Genomic DNA, 16,446 nt, shown 5'->3' with positions numbered 1-16,446 from the left:
CCAGATTACTTTTTATCAGCAGACTCCGCTTTGCCTTCAAGCTCAGACAGGCGGGCTTCCATTGCATCCAGCTTTTCACGGGTGCGGATCAGCACCTGGCTTTGAATATCAAATTCTTCGCGGGTGACTAAATCAAGCTTTGAAAGCTGAGACTGCAGAACTTGCTTAATTCGGGCCTCTGCGCCTTCTGCTGCATTGCGAACGCCTGGCGGGACCGCGCCAGAAATTTGTTTTGCCAGTTCTTCGAGTTTTTTCGGATCGAGCATGGTTTTCCTCTATAATGCGCCACAACATGGTCTGTCTATTCTAAAGAGAAGTCGGGCACATGCAATGAAAACCGCTATTACCCTAAACTTCGCAATCTTCCGGTAGCTAATTACATGCGATTAAACGATGCCCAACAATCTGCAGTTACATACGTGTCAGGCCCGTGTCTGGTTTTGGCCGGCGCCGGTAGTGGCAAAACCCGGGTAATCACCAACAAAATTGCATATCTGGTACGTAACTGCGATGTGCCTGCGCGCTATATCGCTGCGGTCACCTTTACCAATAAAGCCGCCCGTGAGATGAAAGAGCGTGTGGCGCAAACCCTGGGCAAAGCCGAGGCCCGGGGGCTGAAAGTCTCCACGTTTCACACCCTGGGTCTGCGTATCATCAAGTCACATGTAAAAGACCTGGGGCTGAAACCGGGCTTTTCATTATTTGATGATAAAGACTCCATGGCGCTGCTCAACGATTTGACCGAAGACACACTGGATGGCGATAAAGACCAGCTGTCGTTGCTGCAAAGTTGTATCTCAAACTGGAAAAACGATCTTCTGCTGCCGGATATGTTGTTAAAGCAGGCTACCAGTGCCGGTGAGAAAGAATTTGCCGAAGCGTATCAGCAGTACCAGAACCACCTGAAAGCCTACAATGCACTGGATTTTGATGACCTCATCCTGCTACCCACGTTGCTGCTGAAAAGCTCGCAAACCATTCGTGAAAAATGGCAGCGTAAGCTGCGTTATCTGCTGGTGGATGAGTATCAGGATACCAATACGAGTCAGTATGAGCTGGTGAAGCTGCTGGTGGGCGAACGGGCGCGCTTTACGGTGGTTGGCGATGATGATCAGTCGATTTATTCGTGGCGCGGTGCCAAACCACAGAATCTGAATTTGTTGCAGCAGGACTTTCCGAAGTTAAATGTAATCAAGCTGCAGCAGAACTACCGCTCGTCGGGGCGCATCCTGCATTGCGCGAATATTCTTATCCAGAATAACCCCCACCTGTTCGACAAAACGCTGTTTTCGGAGTTGGCCTACGGTGAGCCGCTGCGCGTGATCGTGGCCAAAAACGAAGAACACGAGGCCGAACGGGTGGTGGCCGAGCTGATTGCTCATAAGTTTATGAACCGCACTAAATTTAAAGACTATGCGATTTTATACCGGGGCAACCATCAAAGCCGGCTGTTTGAAAAGCTGCTCATGAGTAACCGTATCCCCTATAAAATCAGCGGCGGTATGTCGTTTTTCGGGCGTACTGAGGTGAAAGACATCATGGCGTATCTGCGTCTGTTGGTGAACCCTGATGATGACAATGCGTTGCTGCGGGTGATCAATACACCGCATCGGGGTATTGGACGTGCAACGCTCGAAAAGCTGGGGAATTTTGCCAATGAACTGGGTGTGTCGATTTTCGCAGCAGCAGTGCACGACGGACTCTCTCAGGTCATGACCGACAATGCCTATCATCGCGTCGCCGGATTCGGCCGCTGGATGGTAGAGCTGTCTGATAATGCCCAGCGCGGTGATACCAAGGCAGTGCTGCGGGAAATGATTAAGTCGATGCAGTACGAAGAGTGGCTGTACGAGCAAAGCAAAACCCCGAAAGCGGCTGAAATGGGCATGGCAAACGTCAGTACCTTATTTGGCTGGGTGACCGATATGCTGGAAGGCAATGAGCTGGACCCACCCATGTCGCTGCCTGAGGCGGTAAATCGCCTTATTCTGCGCGATATGATGGAGCGGGGCGAAGATGACGCCGAGGCCGACCAGGTTCAGCTGATGACCTTACATGCGTCTAAAGGGCTGGAGTTTCCCATTGTGTTTCTGGTGGGGATGGAAGAAGGTTTGTTGCCGCATCAAAGCAGTATTGATGAAGATAATGTGGAAGAAGAGCGTCGGCTGGCCTATGTGGGGATCACCCGCGCACAGCGGGAGCTTATCTTTTCACTGGCCCGTGAGCGCCGTCAGTTTGGTGAAGTCATCAACCCTGAACACAGTCGCTTTTTAGACGAACTCCCGCCGGACGATGTGGAATGGGAAGATCAAAAGAAAAAAGTGAGTGCTGAAGAGCGTCAGGAAAAAGGCCACAAAAGTATCGCTAACTTACGGGCGATGCTGGGTAAAGACTAAGAAAGAACTGCATCAGCTGAACGCCGTGCAAGGTAGTTATACCGCGAGCTTTCTCATGGGCAGAGGCGTGGGCTCACTGAGTACCTTGCCTTGCGCATAATGGCAGTTAATTTCAGATAACGCCGCCAGCTGCGATGGCGAGTCCACACCTTCTGCGATGACCTTGAAGCGCAGATGCTCAGAAATCAACATAACGGATTGGATAAGCTTTTGGTTACGCTGCGAACGGGGCAGCGATTTCACAAAGCGATGGTCAACTTTGATAAAGTCGAACGGATAAGCAAACAGGTAACTTAACGATGCCAGGCCGCTACCAAAGTTATCCAGAACCAATGTAATACCGGCGCGCTTGAGCTTTTTGATGGCAGGCAGAATAAACTGCGAACGACGATTCAGGTCATTCTCATCAAACTCAAAGACCAGCTCGCCCGGTGAGGTACCGCGCTCTTCAATGATTCGGATGATTTTATTGACCAGCGACTGCTGTAACAGATGGTTGATCGATACGTTCACGGCAATACGGGCAGGGCGACTGTGTGTGTCTTTCCATTCTTCCAGCAGGTCGCAGGCTTTGTGTAACTGGAACAAATCAAGATCCAGTGTCAGGCCGCTTTGCTCCGCGACTTGTCTGAACTGCTCTCGCGCCACCTTACCATATTGCGGGTGTGACCAGCGCACGTACATTTCGTGATAGATTGCTTCTTCGGTGTGCAGATTGATAACCGGCTGCAGGTAGCACTCAAATTCTTCCTGACGTAGTGACTGACGAAACTCGTTTTCAAGCTCAAGTTCCTCAAGCAAACGCTCACGCATGCTTTTATCAAACATCACAAAGCGACTACGACCCAGTGTTTTGGCCTGATACATGGCAGCATCAGCATCACGCAGAACCTCATCAGCAGCCTGATAGTAGCTTTCCAGATGCGCGATACCAATACTGGCGCCCGAGTACATCTCTTTACCTTCCAGCGTAAATGGCTGTGAAACCGCTTCGATAATACGTGCGGCCACTTCCTCAACGTCAGTCAGATCCTCGAAGTTATCCAGCAGCACCACAAACTCATCGCCGCCCAGGCGAGCCAGTAAGTCGTGCCCGCGAATACACAGTGAAATACGCTTTGCCACTTCCACCAAAAATTCATCGCCGGCGTGGTGGCCAAGGGTATCGTTGATTACTTTAAAGCGATCAAGGTCAATAAACAGTACTGCAAACAGATTTTCCGGATAACGTTGTTTATTGGCCAGCGCCAGATCCAGGCGGCTGGTAAACATCACCCGATTGGGTAAATCGGTCAGCGCATCATGATGCGCATCATGAATAAGCTTAAGCTCCATTTCCTTGCGCTCGTCAATTTGCTTGCGCAGGTTGGCGTTAACCTCGTTTAGTTCTTCAGTACGCTCACGCACCCGTTCTTCAAGTTGCTGATTGTACTGATGAATGGCGTCTGTGCTGCGCTTGCGCTCCATGGCCACCGCAATGTGGTGGGAAACAAAACGCAGGAGCTCCAGATCGCGGCTGGTGTATTTGGCCAGCTTACCGTAGGTTTGTACTGCAATTATGCCCGAAACCTCACCATCTACGACCAGCGGCGAACCCAGCCAGGAGTTGGCGCTTTTCAGCATGCTCTGCGCCACGCTGACATCAATATCGCCAGACTCGGCCAGTTCAAGCACCCGTGAAGGGTTAATCAGCTCAGCCTGACCTGTGCGCAGAACAAATTCTGATAAACCCAGGCCAAGAGGACGTTCTTCTGCACTGTGATGCTCTTTATCACTAAAATAGGGAAAGCGTAATTTATCGCGTGTTTCATTTAAGGTAGCAATGTAACAGTTCGGGGCGCTTATGAGGCGGGCAAGGATTTCGTGAAGGCTGGAATAGAAGTTCTTCATGTCGCCTTCAACGTTGGCCGCCAGCTCTGAAATCTCGAACAGCGCATGCTGAAGCTGCTCGACTTTCTGACGCTCCAGAATCTCTTCCTGCAGATCGTCGTTAATTTTACGAAGCTGACGGGTGCGCTCGCGAATTGTTCGCTCAGTCAGTTCGCGACTTTTGACCCGGTCAACGGTAGTCACGATATGCTGAGAAACAAACAACAATACTTCCAGGTCTTCATCCGAGTAAAACACGGCTTCGTCATACGTTTGAACGACCATTGCGCCAATCACCTGTGTACCGCGTTTAAGCGGAACACCCAAAAACTGGTGAGGCAGGGCGCCTACTAACTTTGCGCCACTTTTGGCTTCAAACTCGTCGGCGTTAGATTTATCCAGAAATACGTGGTTGCCCGTGCGAAGAATATGGCCGGTAATGCCATCCATTAATTGTTCGGCAGGGACTTGTTTGATGGTTTGTTCGTCAAACTCATCAACAAAGTACGCAAAGTTGATCAAATTGACGTCACGTTCGTAGAAGGCGACAAAGAAGTTCTCGGCGTTCATGAATTCGCCGATAATTTCATGGATGGCAGAGTAAAGACGGTTGAGATGACTGACAGAGCTTGCCAGTTCAGAAATATCGAACAGGGCTTTTTGCACGCGTTCCGCGCGCTTATATTTTTCAGTCAGTTGCTGTAACTGCGGAATCAGCTCACGGAGCTCTTCCTCAGACAACGGATACTGCGTAGACTCTGTCGACATTAAGTTAGCCAGCTTTTCTTAGAACACCAAATGTTGTTAACAGCTTAAATTAACTGATTTGTGCTCAAATTGCTACTTTTTGTTTAAAAATACAGCACTTGACTCACGTCGGACCAGAGCGGCGCTGGCATTGATGTCAGGTGCGCTTCGTACACATTCAGCTACACCCGACTCATGATTTTTTGTAGGGTAGAGAGGGTCGATAGGTTGGTAGCTACCGTTAAATACCTTCGATCATGTATTCGATAGCTGCTTTAATCTCATCATCACTGCAATCGCCACAGGTACCTTTCGGCGGCATGGCGTTATAACCGTTAATCGCATTTTCAAGCAGCATATCAAAGCCACGTTCATCCAGGCGAGGCTGCCAATCGGCTGCAACCTGCATTTTTGGCGCGCCCAGAACACCGGCACCATGGCAGGCTACGCAGGCATTGTTATAGACAACTTCACCTGAGCGCGTACCGCCACCGCCGCCGCCAGCAGCGTCACCCTGAGCTTCATCACCGGCTACATGTACCGAGCCCACCGGCTTAATGCGATCCTTAATCGCCTCTTCGCTCATCTCCTGAGCCTGCGCTACCGCTGCCACTACCATTGCGCCAGCAACTAACCACGACTTTAATTTCACATCCGCCTCCGGGCGTTACAGTAAAATGCCTATTAAAAGAAGATTATAACGGTTATTTAATGACTACAACCATTTAGCAACAATTAACCAATTTTTAATCAATTGCGAATTCTTACCCCGCCAACTCAGATTTCTGCCACAAAACGGTTGATGCTACCGCCCACCCTAAGTATTATAGCGCTCCTCAACGCCATTCCCGACTCACGCTTTCACGCTGTCGATGGTGGTTGAAACAGTTTGCAAAGTACGCATCCCCCGTAGTTTATATGGGCTCAGCTGGGTGAGTACCGGTCGCCAAAGGCGATGAGGGGTGACTTAACGTCACGCCGAAAGGAACGCAACGCCGCAACAGGACGTTGCGGCTGGAATGACCGACCAGGGACGGGTCAGATAAAAGTTTATAAAGTACGCACCCGTAGCTCAGCTGGATAGAGCGTTGCCCTCCGGAGGCAAAGGTCATAGGTTCGAATCCTATCGGGTGCGCCATTTTTAAAGGGCTGGAGCCCGATTCCTCTCTTCAAAAAATTCCCTTTTCAAAATATGTAGCAAATGTGTAGCAGTTGAATTGAATTTAGCTTACTGCTAATTTCATTTAATAAGTGGAGAAGAAATGTAGATGATCCCTAAGCCTGAACTCAGAAAAGTTGCTGATGTCTTTAGTTCCTCCTTAATAGAAGAACTGGCAAATGACGATTTTAAAAAGATGCTGCAGCTTAAGGCGCTTTTGGGTTTCGATGGATCCGAGAAAATTGAAGTACGTCATCTGCTTCAGTATGCCTTCAATCACCTTACCAAATACTATAAAAGCGAGTATGTTTACAAATGTATTCTTTTTAAGAAAGTAATACTGGGTGTACATTCTCCTAACACTGCAGCAATGCTTTCGGAGCTTAGGCTAGGGAGCTCCAAAGTAGATGCATTTATAGTTAACGGTATTGCCACAAGTTACGAGATAAAGTCTGAGTACGACAATCTGGATAGATTGGAGAAGCAACTGTCAGACTATGCAGCATTTTCTGACAAGGTTTACGTACTTGGAGATATTAAGAAAATAGATCAGCTTGTAAGCAATATACCTTCGCAGTTTGGAATTAAGGTTCTTACTAAAAGGGGTACGATGTCAACTGTTCGGACGTCATCTAATTTCTATCCCGAGTTTTCCGTGGAAAAAGTTGCATCACTTTTGACCGCCCCTGAATTGAAAGATATTGTAAGACCTTGCCTTACATCGATTGATGACGTTCCGAACACAATGGTGTATAAAGCTTGTAAAGAGGTCCTAACTACTTTTTCTGCTCATGAGTTAAAACGCTTGACTCTATCTAGGCTCAAATGCAGGGGTATAGAAAATAACAGATTGTTGGCAAAGCTGCCTTATGAGTTGGTTGGTAGAGTTTCTCATGCCAAGCTTTCTGTGAAAAAACAGAATAAGTTTTTAAATGCACTGACAGCAACGGTGTAATATTGCCAAGGTAGGTGACGATGTACTTTCCAGTTTTGAGAGGGAAGCAGTTTGAATTAATAGCTTTACGTGAGCTAGCAAAACTCGGTCTGAGCAATCACTTTGTTCCAGTGATTGAGCCAGTAAAAAAAATTTCCAACCCGTTTATTAAAACTATTAAAGAGTTGAATGAGGGAGATATTCATCCGATAGTTATAATTAATTCTGCTTTAGGTGAGGAAGAATCAGCAGAAGATGTGATGAGGCTCTTGAACAACGCCGGTGTTACGTTTCTCCCCTGTATATCTTTCGAAAGCCATCACAGCGCAATACAATTTAGCGAACTTCAAGACTACCTATCACAGACTCCCCATGTTTTATACATTAAAGACATATCCGATGAATCTATATTCTCTAAACTTGATAAAGTAGAAATAATACTTCTTGAGGAAAGCACTAGTAAGGCTAGCCAAGCAGCCTCTTTTCTTGATATTCCGGTAGTAGTAATTGAAGATGGCTTTGATAAAAAATTAAAAAATGCAGATTATCCAAGCTTAACCAACTTTAGTTCTGCTATTGGAGAGTATAAAAGCCTAGGGCTACACGGCTTCGGTGATTATACCATTACTGGTAGTTCCTTCGCTGAAGGAGGTGGGCCTGCTTACGTTGTTGCATTGCATTTAAGCCAAGTCTTGAAGAGTCAGAAAAAAAGTATATTTTCTTCAAAAACACAAATAGTCGTAAATCACTTTTGCTCAGAAAACAATGGATCCTACGCAGATCCTGCAGGAAAGTTTTTTGAAGCACTGACAAAGCTTATATCGTTTTTAGACGAAGGGGAGATTTTCGAAACCAATTCCATAGGTGAATTTAGAAAGCTATATAACTCTGAGCATTTCCCTGGTTTGGGGGCTGTCAAGAAACTCTCTGTAAGCCATCACATAGAGATTATCTCAAGAAGTATATAGCTGGAGATGGGAATATGTATTGTTGCAAGGAATGCTTTTGGGATTCGGATCTTAGAGACGTAATACAGAGGAACTTTATTGATGAGGGAAATTGTGACTTCTGTGGTGAATTAGCTCCTCGTATTTCGCCCGCTTCATTGAGCGAGAAATTTGAATTTTTAAAAGATGAGATGTTTGAAAAAAGTGAGGTGGGGAACTCACTAGCGAGCTGTTTTCAAAAGGAATTTAAAGTTTTTAATGACTTGAAAGTTCGTAACATTGATAGGTTACTAGAACATATTCTAGTAGATGACGCTGATGCTTCAACGTCTAATTTTAAACCTATCTCTGATAACGGAAAATTTAGTGAAGAATGGAACGAACTTAGAAGTGAGTTAATTGGAAAAAATCGATTTTTCCCGAATACACAAGTTTTTGCTAATTTATTTCGTGGTGTAAAGTCTTCTGAGTTAAGAGTTTTTGAAGTCATTCTTTCTCAGCTTTCGACTACCCTCCCTATAGATTATCCATTATATAGAGCTAGGATAATAAGCAAAATCGAACACTTTCCGTCCGATTTGGACAAGCCTCCTGCATCAGTTGCATGTGATGGTAGGGCAAATCCAGTTGGGATTTCATATCTTTACTGCTCAGATGATAAAGCTACAGCTGTAACCGAGGTGAGGCCAAGTACAGGAAGTATAGTGCATATAGCTCAGTTAATAACAAAGAGAAGCATTAAACTATTAGATTTGACATGCCCAAGAAAGAAGTTTAGTGCATTTCAGTTTTCTGATACTGATTCAAAATTAGCACTTGAGCTGATTGTTCTATTGGAAAGACTGTCTGAAGAGCTTTCAATTCCGATTGCTGAATCTAGACATTTGAATTATTTGCCTACTCAGTTTTTTTCAGAGTTTATTAAGTCACAAGATGTTTTTGAAGGTCTTGTTTTTTCAAGTTCTTTCACCAACAAGAAAAATTTGGTTTTTTTCTCAGAAGAAAGCTTAGACATTGTTCATTTTCAACGCTATGAAAAAGTAACAGTAACTAGAACACAGCATGAATTTGAAAATACTTAATTCTCAGTACACTTATTTACAGAACTCCAAGTAAAAGCAGATGAGCCGCTATGCGGCTCTTTCCGATTGATGTTCAATGCGCCACTCATGAACGCGGGTGATGACTTCTTTATCTGCATACTGCACGCCTTTTAATGCCAGGGTGACTACGCCGTCAAAGTAGCTTTGCTTCACTTCGCCGGTTTCCTCGTTCACCTTTTCTAGGTACAGCGGCCTAATAGGCTGGTCGTTTCGCTTGCAGAACACGCCGCCCATTAGCTCAACAAACTTTGCCCAATCACCACTATCAGCCGCCTCATAAATAGCGTCGAAGGTTTCAGATAAACCAACAAGCTGCTTTAGCAAACCTCCGCTAAAATAGTGGACATACCTTTCTAGCGTTCTTCGGCCTTCACTTCACTGAAAAGCCTGCATGTCGACACGAAAAGCGCTTATGCTTGAGCTCTCGTAGTTCCTCTTTAAGACGCTCACCTTCCCTCAATGTATAGCCTGCGCGTAATCTGTCGTTCACCAGTTTAATTTCTTTATCAATACCCGCACAGCCGTACTTGGATGGGGAGAATTCATACCCGTTAGAGTGAGCGATAAAGGAAATAAGTAAGAGAGAATACGCCAAAATTTTCTTCATGATTCCGTCCTTGAATAAATGAAAGAACGAGATTAGCCATGTCATTGCAACAGAGAAATATTACTTTGACGCTAAAGGTATAAATTCATATATGGATAATTGAATTCAGTTTCTGCTTTTTACTCAACCAAAAAAATGATACTTGATAGCTTGTTGTGTATGATTGCAACTGAACTTAAGGACATATTTTCAAGCAATAAGGAATGCTCATGAAATCAATTCTATCTTTAGGCGTTGCGATCGGCATCGCTTTCATTTCACCCTCAGCCAATTCTCACAGTGGTGGCACGAATGCAAATGGCTGCCATACGAATAGCAGAACGGGTGACTATCACTGTCATACCCCCAAATCTAACAGCGGCTACGAAACTTATTGTCACGTTTCGGATGGCGAGCGTCGTTGTGGCTACGCTATAAGTAGTTGTCGTTCATTGGTTAGACAACATGGCGGTTACTGTAGTAAGTAATCTTTGTTTTTAGACTGAAATTTAGAAGGAATTAGACTGTGAAGTCTTCAGCAAAAATACTTTCTGCGTTTGTTTGTTCTGCACTCTTCTTAGCGTTGGGGTCATTTTCAGCCCAAAGCGCTCCGATTTACACTTTTGGTGATACGCCTCTCAAAGATACTGATAGAGGTTCGTTCGTAGACCTTGATACCGGTTTGGAGTGGATGGACTTCGGGATAGTCAATAATCTACCTCTATCCCATGTGTTAGAAAATTTAAGTGAAGGTGGTGATTATTACGGATGGCGAATGCCAAATGAAAACGAAGTCAATGATCTTTGGCGTAAAGTATTCTATGACCGTATTGAAGGTCCAACACTCAGTGATGGTCAAGGAGAGAGTTACGAAGAGATCTCCATGAACTTTATTTATTGGGGCGGTTACCATGAGGAGCGAGTGGATGAGTGGGATAAGCTTTTCGATATCATAAGCTATAACCAGGCAGTAGATATCGGTACAGGGTATGGTTTCTATTACGGACTTGGTTGGTTTTATTCAACGGACGGAACGATAGATTACGCAAGATTCCAACTTTTTGAAAAATGGAGCGGCGAAACTGGATATGCGCAGGTGTATCAAGGCGGCGACTATCAGCGCTATTTGGACGTTGTTAGCCCCTATACGGCACCGTTTTTGGTTAAAGGTACAGTTGAAGTAACTGAGCCTGAATCATTCATAGTATTATTGTTATCCATTTTCTTAATACTAAGAGCGCGGAAAACTTGCTAAGGCGGCCACCCGTGGTTTTAGGCTCGGGTGAAAAGTGCGAGACCTCACAAATATATCTAACTAGCCGTGCTTAAGTAGCTCTCTGGCGGCACTTATGTCCTACTATGCCATAAGTGATTTACTGGCCGCCCTTTTGTCAAATAAACAAACTCAGCACGGCGATGCTCAATAGCAGAAAATCACTCCGTAGAGCGGATAATTTCGGTATACTCTGGGCTTTGATATTTAATGGTGGAGCTTCTCAATGCGTGTATGTGGTGTAGAACTGGCAGGAAATGATGCAAACATTGCCCTATGGAATCTTGATAACGGCATGTTTTTGCTCCCTGATTGCCGTACAAGAAAAATGAGTCTGCAAAAAAACGCTACCGCTCATGAGCTTAAGTATTTCCAGAAATCTTTTGCGCAATTGGTGCAGGACTACAAAATTGAAACAATTGTCATCCGTGAGCGCCCTATGAAGGGGAAGTTTGCCGGTGGGGCCATTGGTTTTAAGTTAGAAGCTGCGCTGGAATTGTTAGACGGGGTGAAAGTTATAGTGATGCCCCCAACAGAGATCAAAGCGGCGTTAAAAGATAATCCCATACAGGTTGAGTTTAACGAGACCGGCCTAAAAGGTTTCCAGAAATCAGCGTTTGAAACCGCACTTAGTTACATGAATCAACACCTGTAAGGTTCCCCGCAAGGCCAGTTTGCTTAGTTGGCTTGGTGATGCTTTGACTTCCCAAGTTACCAATTTAGCTCATCAAAAATTTAGTTCTTGAAAGCAGGCTCACACTACATCCAAAGGTTTACAGTCACTGCGTGCACTCGCCATGCGCTTTTGCAATTCTTTGATATAGTTCGTATTGTACTGATCTTATAGAATATATCTGCCAAATCTTGGGTAAATGTTCAGCAGGGAAGTGATGCAACTTGTCAGAAAACATACACTTTTACACCAAAAATGCTGAGAAGCTGACTGCGCAATACAACAGTGTGACCTTTGAAAAGGTGCATCAGAGCTGGCTATCTGAAGTTCCGGACAAAGGTATTGCTCTGGATATAGGTGCTGGGTCCGGGCGGGATGCCCGATATCTGGCTTCGAAAGCGCTTACTGTCTTCGCTGTTGAGCCTGCAACAGGCATCCGCGAACAGGCCCGGCAGTATACTGTAAATCAAAATGTTCACTGGATTGACGATAAGCTGCCTTCTCTTGATAAAGTCTTTAATCTGCAGACAAAATTCGACCTCATTCTTCTTAGCGCTGTATGGATGCATATTGCACCTTCAGACCGTGAGCGCTGCATTCGTAAAGTAAGCTCGCTGCTTAAAGCCAGCGGCAAAATTGTCATTTCTTTACGGCATGGTGCTTGTCGCGATGAACGTACGATGCACCCTGTGCAGGCTGATGAGCTTGCTGTGTTCGCCAGAAAGTTCGGCCTGGCTTTCAGCTTGATAGATGAAAATAAGCGGCGTGATGTGTTGGGCCGCGACGATGTGAGTTGGCAAACCGTTATTCTCACGTTACCTGACGATGGCTCTGGCGCTTTTCCGCTGCTTCGCAATATCATCATGAACGATAACAAGTCATCCACTTATAAAGTGGCGCTGCTACGTACACTACTGAGAATTGCTGAAGGACATCCGGGGGCGGTAATAGAACGAACGCAGGAGCATGTTGTACTGCCTCTTGGTCTGGTTGCACTTTACTGGATTAAGTTATTTAAACCACTGGTCGATCATTTCAAAATTCCCCAGAGCAGTAATATCAATCGGGGATTGGGTTTTGTAAAAGATGGAGGCTGGAATGCGCTCTCTTCTTTTACGGCAAACGATTTTTATATTGGTGCCATGTATCTGAAACCTGAATCTGCTAAAGCGGTATATCAAACAATGAAGGATGTTGCTGTCACTATTCGTGATATGCCGGTTCGCTACACAACGTTGCCGGGAACCGGCAAGGGCATTTTTCTGGCTGAAACCCAGCGCACCACAAAGCCATCCGAAAGCCTCGTTCTGGATGCTGACTTCCTTACTTCACTGGGACGCTTTTATGTGCCTTTGAATATCTGGGATTCGCTCACCCGTTTCAGCGTATGGATAGAACCGTCGCTGGTAAATGAATGGGCAGGGCTTATGCAGAGTTACGTCAAAAATACTGTGGCATCGTGGTCCAGTGTCGATTTATTAAATGCGCTTACCTGGGAAGATCCCAAAAGAACAACAACGCGGGTCAGAAGTCGCATCAATGAATTGCTTCAAACCAGTAGTGTGAATTGTTGCTGGTCAGGAAAAGCGCTTCGCCTGCCAAGCTATGCTGTTGATCATGCTATGCCGTTTGCTCGCTGGCCGAACAATGACTTGTGGAATTTACTGCCAACCCAGGTAGCTGTGAACGGCAGTAAATCTGATAAATTGCCCTCATCTATGCGCATGATGAACAGCAAAAGCCTGATTACCGAATGGTGGGAACAGGCCTGGGACGAGCAAGCTGATGAATTTTTCATACAAGCAAATCTTTCACTGCCCAATCTACCGGCCAGTAACCGAAGCTTTGCGAATGTATTCGAAGCGATGACGATTCAAAGAGATCGAATCAAGGACTTTCAGCAACTGGTGGAATGGTGACAGCAAATAAAAAGTATTTCTTTGCGATGCACCGCAATGCTTTAGCACGTAAAACTAAACCTCTTCCTGAGGCATATCATCATCTAATTTAGCCACTGGCTTTTCTTCTGCAGGCTTCGTTATAACTTTGCCCATGGTGCCCCACTTTACCTTCGGGTTGAGCAGTACTGGCCGCGTCAGAATCAGGTTATTCGGGTACATCAGTGTTTCACGATCTGCAGTCACCAAGCGCGAACTAAACGGGCCGATATCGGCAATAACCCCTTCGATGAAATTATCACCGTCCAGAATGCGAACATAGTTTCCTCGGCGGTAAGCCACATTGGTCAGCAGAATGAAGTATGCGGTGATATTGCTGATCAGCGACCAGCTGGCAAATAGGGCTACGCCTGTAACGGTAAGGATAGACGTGGATAACACCAACAGCCCTGAAAAGTCGATGCCCCATGCAAGTAAAAGTAGCGCGATGGATAACGTTGCAACCAGCACTCTGGCTACAAACAGCCCTTTGATGGCGCTATTGGATTTTAACTTCGACTTTTCCATATTGGCTTCGAGCTTTGGCAATAACTTTTGGGAGGTTGCCAAGTAAATCAATAACACCACTACGCTCCACACTACGTTCGGCTGGTATTCAGTCAACCACTTCAACAGTGCGTCCCACCACTCATTCATTACACTAAACCTCGAAACTTATTTAACGCGCAGAGTATAAGTAGAATTGATGGTATGTACTAGCCATAGAACTTACTTTGTTTTTAAGGTAAGACGAGCGCTTTGTTAAAGTCAGAACGATTAAAATTTATCACTGTTTCTCTGGCAAAGTATTGATAGCTGATGATTTACTCGTTGCAGTTGCTCTGCCGCTATATTCTGTTTCATGCCGTAGCGATAATTTTCTCTCAGTTTTTTCAGCGGCCAAATAAGCACGCTGGGTTTGGTTTTGTGCTCGATAAACCATCCAGGGATCACTACGACTGGTGTGACGTTATTTTGCTCGCCAGTGGCGCTGAGAAGCGTTTCTCTCAGCCATTTGGCTTGGCGCTGGGCTTGTGGAATCGTCTTTGTATCAGTGTAATGTGGGAAGTGTAGCGAATCATTTTTCAATGTAACGCGATATGACTTTTCCTTTGATAAGCTATTGGGTTTGCGGCGACCCTTTGTTTCTATGGCAATGATACCATTTGGTGAGGTAATAACATGGTCAATGTTAAAGTTATCTCCCTGGACATCATGAAAAACTGAGACGTTTGGCTCTCTTATCTGACCGAGCTCGCTGGCCACAGCCCATTCTGCTTCCAATCCCAGCCTGATAGACTGAAGGCGTTTAAAGTTTTTAACAATCTTCACCACCAACCAGCCTACAATTAACAATGTAATGGCGGCGGTAAAGATCAGAGGTTTGTATTCGCGGTTAAATAGCGCATACATGCCCATCTGTGCGAAGGGGATTAAAGTCACAGTGGCTGAGAGTCCGACATATGCAATAACGTCGAATTGCAGAGACTTCAACTCGGTCAACAAAGAGAATCCTGGAATTCTTGAGTATCGTGCGTAATCAATGGGCAGCCGACTTTTACTGCTTAGTCTGTACTGAATTAACGGAAACAAACCTGCTGGGATAATAATCGGGGCCGTACACAGTAACAAAAAAAGAATATTTTCCCTTTAATAACCTCATCCTTGGTTTCCGCATCACTATAACAGGGTGTTAACTGTACTTGCGGATGCACAGTTAACACTATGTATACTTACCTGTCGTGAAAATTATCGTTTTTTGAACACGCCATCTTCTCTTTAGCCCACTCTGCGAATTCCTGGTAAGTGCAATAGCCAGACTGGCCTTTACCACTGCCTTCTGCTACACGATAAATTAGCATGTGCTGATAGCGATTCTTGTGGGCTTTTTCATCAATCACCTGGCGGACTGACCACAACCTGCCGGATTTGTTATTGGTATAAAACGCGCCTATTTCCAGTTCAAATCCGGCAATAAGCTCTTCATGAAGGACGGCGTCGGCTAAATCGATAATATGTTTAAGTTGTATGTCGCTGGCATCAATAACTAAATCGGAACGTTTTATTGCTTCATGAATATGGCGCATCTTTATTCTACGGGTATCGGGATGATATCCGATGGTTTTGTAACGCATTAGGCTTTGAGGATAACGGCGCCATTCAAAGAAGTTGTTAAAAATCATGGCCACCGCAAACAAAATACTGCAGTTGATGAGCGTGGGCGTAATAATATATCCATAGCCAAGCTGCTCAATAACCGGGCCGCCAATCACTGCGGCGAGCGCGGTTGCACCGCCTGGCGGATGGAGTGACCGGGTGATGTGCATAACCAGTATTGAACCGGCAACGGCCACAGGAGCAGCCACAAAGATATTTTCAATAAACTGAGCGCTGGTGACACCGACCACAGCGGATAACAAGTTTCCTGCAAACAGCGCCCATGGGGTTGATAGCTGGCCGTGCGGGACGGCAAAAAGTAATACGGTTGAGGCTCCCATTGACGGTAATATCGCTGCAGAACCCTCTGTACCTAATATCCAGGTCGTAGTGTAAAAACAGCAAAAAATGGCTAGCATGCCGCCCAGGGTTGCTACGAGCTTTTCGGAGGTGACAACACTATTCTGACTACCTAAAAAATGAAAAACGGCTTTTAACATATTATTCCTTCACGTTGTCCGGGGATAACACAGTCACTACTGCGTCACCTTTTTCTCAACTTTTACACCCAGGCGCTTGGCCAGGCGGCTCAGATTGGCCCTGTCCATAGACAAACGTTGTGCCGCTTTACTCCAGTTTCCATTTGTGTGTTTGAGAGTGTCGCT

At 45.6% G+C, this 16,446-nt stretch carries 17 protein-coding genes and 1 tRNA gene; 9 read left to right on the top strand and 9 right to left on the bottom strand.

The features are described from left to right. Window positions 1-5: 5 nt before the first annotated feature. Complete coding sequence (gene ubiK, locus HHX48_RS17875) at window positions 6-266, bottom strand: ubiquinone biosynthesis accessory factor UbiK (RefSeq protein WP_191026664.1); 261 nt, start codon at window positions 264-266, stop codon at window positions 6-8. 114 nt (window positions 267-380) lie between these two features. Between ubiK and rep the strand changes: the two genes are divergently transcribed. Next, window positions 381-2,396 carry a DNA helicase Rep gene (gene rep, locus HHX48_RS17870; RefSeq protein ID WP_191026663.1) on the top strand — a complete coding sequence of 672 codons (2,016 nt, stop codon included), beginning with the start codon at window positions 381-383 and terminating at the stop codon, window positions 2,394-2,396. A 36-nt stretch (window positions 2,397-2,432) separates the two neighbouring features. On the opposite strand, the gene HHX48_RS17865 is transcribed toward rep, so the two are convergent. Continuing rightward, entirely contained in the window at window positions 2,433-5,033 is a 2,601-nt protein-coding gene (locus HHX48_RS17865) for a sensor domain-containing phosphodiesterase (RefSeq protein ID WP_191026662.1), read from the bottom strand. Between the two features lie 220 nt (window positions 5,034-5,253). Then, window positions 5,254-5,664: a c-type cytochrome gene (locus HHX48_RS17860; RefSeq protein WP_191026661.1), complete on the bottom strand. Its 411-nt coding sequence runs from the start codon at window positions 5,662-5,664 to the stop codon at window positions 5,254-5,256. Window positions 5,665-6,073: 409 nt separating this feature from the next. On the opposite strand from HHX48_RS17860, the gene HHX48_RS17855 reads away from it, so the two are divergent. The 4 genes from HHX48_RS17855 (at window position 6,074) to HHX48_RS17840 (ending at window position 9,134) form a co-directional block, all read left to right on the top strand. After that, a tRNA-Arg gene (locus tag HHX48_RS17855) sits at window positions 6,074-6,150 on the top strand. A 130-nt stretch (window positions 6,151-6,280) separates the two neighbouring features. Continuing rightward, window positions 6,281-7,126, top strand: a complete 846-nt coding sequence (locus tag HHX48_RS17850) for a sce7726 family protein (RefSeq protein WP_191026660.1) — start codon at window positions 6,281-6,283, stop codon at window positions 7,124-7,126. 20 nt (window positions 7,127-7,146) lie between these two features. Then, window positions 7,147-8,073: a sce7725 family protein gene (locus HHX48_RS17845; protein ID WP_191026659.1), complete on the top strand. Its 927-nt coding sequence runs from the start codon at window positions 7,147-7,149 to the stop codon at window positions 8,071-8,073. A 14-nt stretch (window positions 8,074-8,087) separates the two neighbouring features. Beyond that, complete coding sequence (locus HHX48_RS17840; protein ID WP_191026658.1) at window positions 8,088-9,134, top strand: RES family NAD+ phosphorylase; 1,047 nt, start codon at window positions 8,088-8,090, stop codon at window positions 9,132-9,134. 48 nt (window positions 9,135-9,182) lie between these two features. Here HHX48_RS17840 and HHX48_RS17835 read toward each other — a convergent pair whose 3' ends face one another. Together HHX48_RS17835 and HHX48_RS17830 are read right to left on the bottom strand one after the other, a co-directional pair. Next, window positions 9,183-9,479, bottom strand: coding sequence for a hypothetical protein (locus HHX48_RS17835; RefSeq protein ID WP_223858536.1), 297 nt, complete (start codon window positions 9,477-9,479; stop codon window positions 9,183-9,185). A gap of 46 nt (window positions 9,480-9,525) precedes the next feature. After that, entirely contained in the window at window positions 9,526-9,762 is a 237-nt protein-coding gene (locus HHX48_RS17830; RefSeq protein ID WP_191026657.1) for a hypothetical protein, read from the bottom strand. A 203-nt stretch (window positions 9,763-9,965) separates the two neighbouring features. Between HHX48_RS17830 and HHX48_RS19160 the strand changes: the two genes are divergently transcribed. The 4 genes from HHX48_RS19160 (at window position 9,966) to HHX48_RS17810 (ending at window position 13,606) form a co-directional block, all read left to right on the top strand. Beyond that, window positions 9,966-10,229, top strand: a complete 264-nt coding sequence (locus tag HHX48_RS19160; protein ID WP_397541104.1) for a YHYH domain-containing protein — start codon at window positions 9,966-9,968, stop codon at window positions 10,227-10,229. Window positions 10,230-10,267: 38 nt separating this feature from the next. Then, window positions 10,268-10,996, top strand: coding sequence for a hypothetical protein (locus HHX48_RS17820; protein ID WP_191026655.1), 729 nt, complete (start codon window positions 10,268-10,270; stop codon window positions 10,994-10,996). A 244-nt stretch (window positions 10,997-11,240) separates the two neighbouring features. Further along, entirely contained in the window at window positions 11,241-11,669 is a 429-nt protein-coding gene (locus HHX48_RS17815; RefSeq protein WP_191026654.1) for a DUF3010 family protein, read from the top strand. 242 nt (window positions 11,670-11,911) lie between these two features. Continuing rightward, window positions 11,912-13,606: a methyltransferase domain-containing protein gene (locus HHX48_RS17810; RefSeq protein ID WP_191026653.1), complete on the top strand. Its 1,695-nt coding sequence runs from the start codon at window positions 11,912-11,914 to the stop codon at window positions 13,604-13,606. Window positions 13,607-13,660: 54 nt separating this feature from the next. Here HHX48_RS17810 and HHX48_RS17805 read toward each other — a convergent pair whose 3' ends face one another. The 4 genes from HHX48_RS17805 to HHX48_RS17790 all read right to left on the bottom strand — a co-directional run. Continuing rightward, window positions 13,661-14,281 (bottom strand): mechanosensitive ion channel family protein, encoded by a 621-nt coding sequence (locus HHX48_RS17805; RefSeq protein ID WP_191026652.1) that lies wholly within the window; start codon window positions 14,279-14,281, stop codon window positions 13,661-13,663. A 120-nt stretch (window positions 14,282-14,401) separates the two neighbouring features. Next, window positions 14,402-15,037 (bottom strand): nuclease-related domain-containing protein, encoded by a 636-nt coding sequence (locus HHX48_RS17800; protein WP_191026651.1) that lies wholly within the window; start codon window positions 15,035-15,037, stop codon window positions 14,402-14,404. 320 nt (window positions 15,038-15,357) lie between these two features. Beyond that, entirely contained in the window at window positions 15,358-16,281 is a 924-nt protein-coding gene (locus tag HHX48_RS17795) for an HPP family protein (protein ID WP_191026650.1), read from the bottom strand. A 36-nt stretch (window positions 16,282-16,317) separates the two neighbouring features. Further along, window positions 16,318-16,446, bottom strand: a 129-nt coding sequence (locus HHX48_RS17790) for a helix-turn-helix domain-containing protein (protein ID WP_191026649.1), incomplete at its 5' end; no start/stop codon positions are given.

The sequence above is a fragment of the Salinimonas profundi genome, from assembly GCF_014750655.1.
In the GTDB taxonomy this organism is placed as follows: domain Bacteria; phylum Pseudomonadota; class Gammaproteobacteria; order Enterobacterales; family Alteromonadaceae; genus Alteromonas; species Alteromonas profundi_A.
This window is presented reverse-complemented; position numbering and strand designations above follow the sequence as displayed.

Excerpts from the sequence above, each read along its gene's own strand:
- HHX48_RS19160 (WP_397541104.1), top strand. The coding sequence starts at position 9,966 with ATGCTCATGAAATCAATTCTATCTTTAGGCGTTGCGATCGGCATCGCT.
- HHX48_RS17850 (WP_191026660.1), top strand. The coding sequence starts at position 6,281 with ATGATCCCTAAGCCTGAACTCAGAAAAGTTGCTGATGTCTTTAGTTCC.
- HHX48_RS17845 (WP_191026659.1), top strand. The coding sequence starts at position 7,147 with ATGTACTTTCCAGTTTTGAGAGGGAAGCAGTTTGAATTAATAGCTTTA.
- ubiK (WP_191026664.1), bottom strand. The coding sequence starts at position 266 with ATGCTCGATCCGAAAAAACTCGAAGAACTGGCAAAACAAATTTCTGGC.
- rep (WP_191026663.1), top strand. The coding sequence starts at position 381 with ATGCGATTAAACGATGCCCAACAATCTGCAGTTACATACGTGTCAGGC.
- HHX48_RS17840 (WP_191026658.1), top strand. The coding sequence starts at position 8,088 with ATGTATTGTTGCAAGGAATGCTTTTGGGATTCGGATCTTAGAGACGTA.
- HHX48_RS17795 (WP_191026650.1), bottom strand. The coding sequence starts at position 16,281 with ATGTTAAAAGCCGTTTTTCATTTTTTAGGTAGTCAGAATAGTGTTGTC.
- HHX48_RS17800 (WP_191026651.1), bottom strand. The coding sequence starts at position 15,037 with ATGTATGCGCTATTTAACCGCGAATACAAACCTCTGATCTTTACCGCC.
- HHX48_RS17830 (WP_191026657.1), bottom strand. The coding sequence starts at position 9,762 with ATGAAGAAAATTTTGGCGTATTCTCTCTTACTTATTTCCTTTATCGCT.
- HHX48_RS17815 (WP_191026654.1), top strand. The coding sequence starts at position 11,241 with ATGCGTGTATGTGGTGTAGAACTGGCAGGAAATGATGCAAACATTGCC.
- HHX48_RS17805 (WP_191026652.1), bottom strand. The coding sequence starts at position 14,281 with ATGAATGAGTGGTGGGACGCACTGTTGAAGTGGTTGACTGAATACCAG.
- HHX48_RS17865 (WP_191026662.1), bottom strand. The coding sequence starts at position 5,033 with ATGTCGACAGAGTCTACGCAGTATCCGTTGTCTGAGGAAGAGCTCCGT.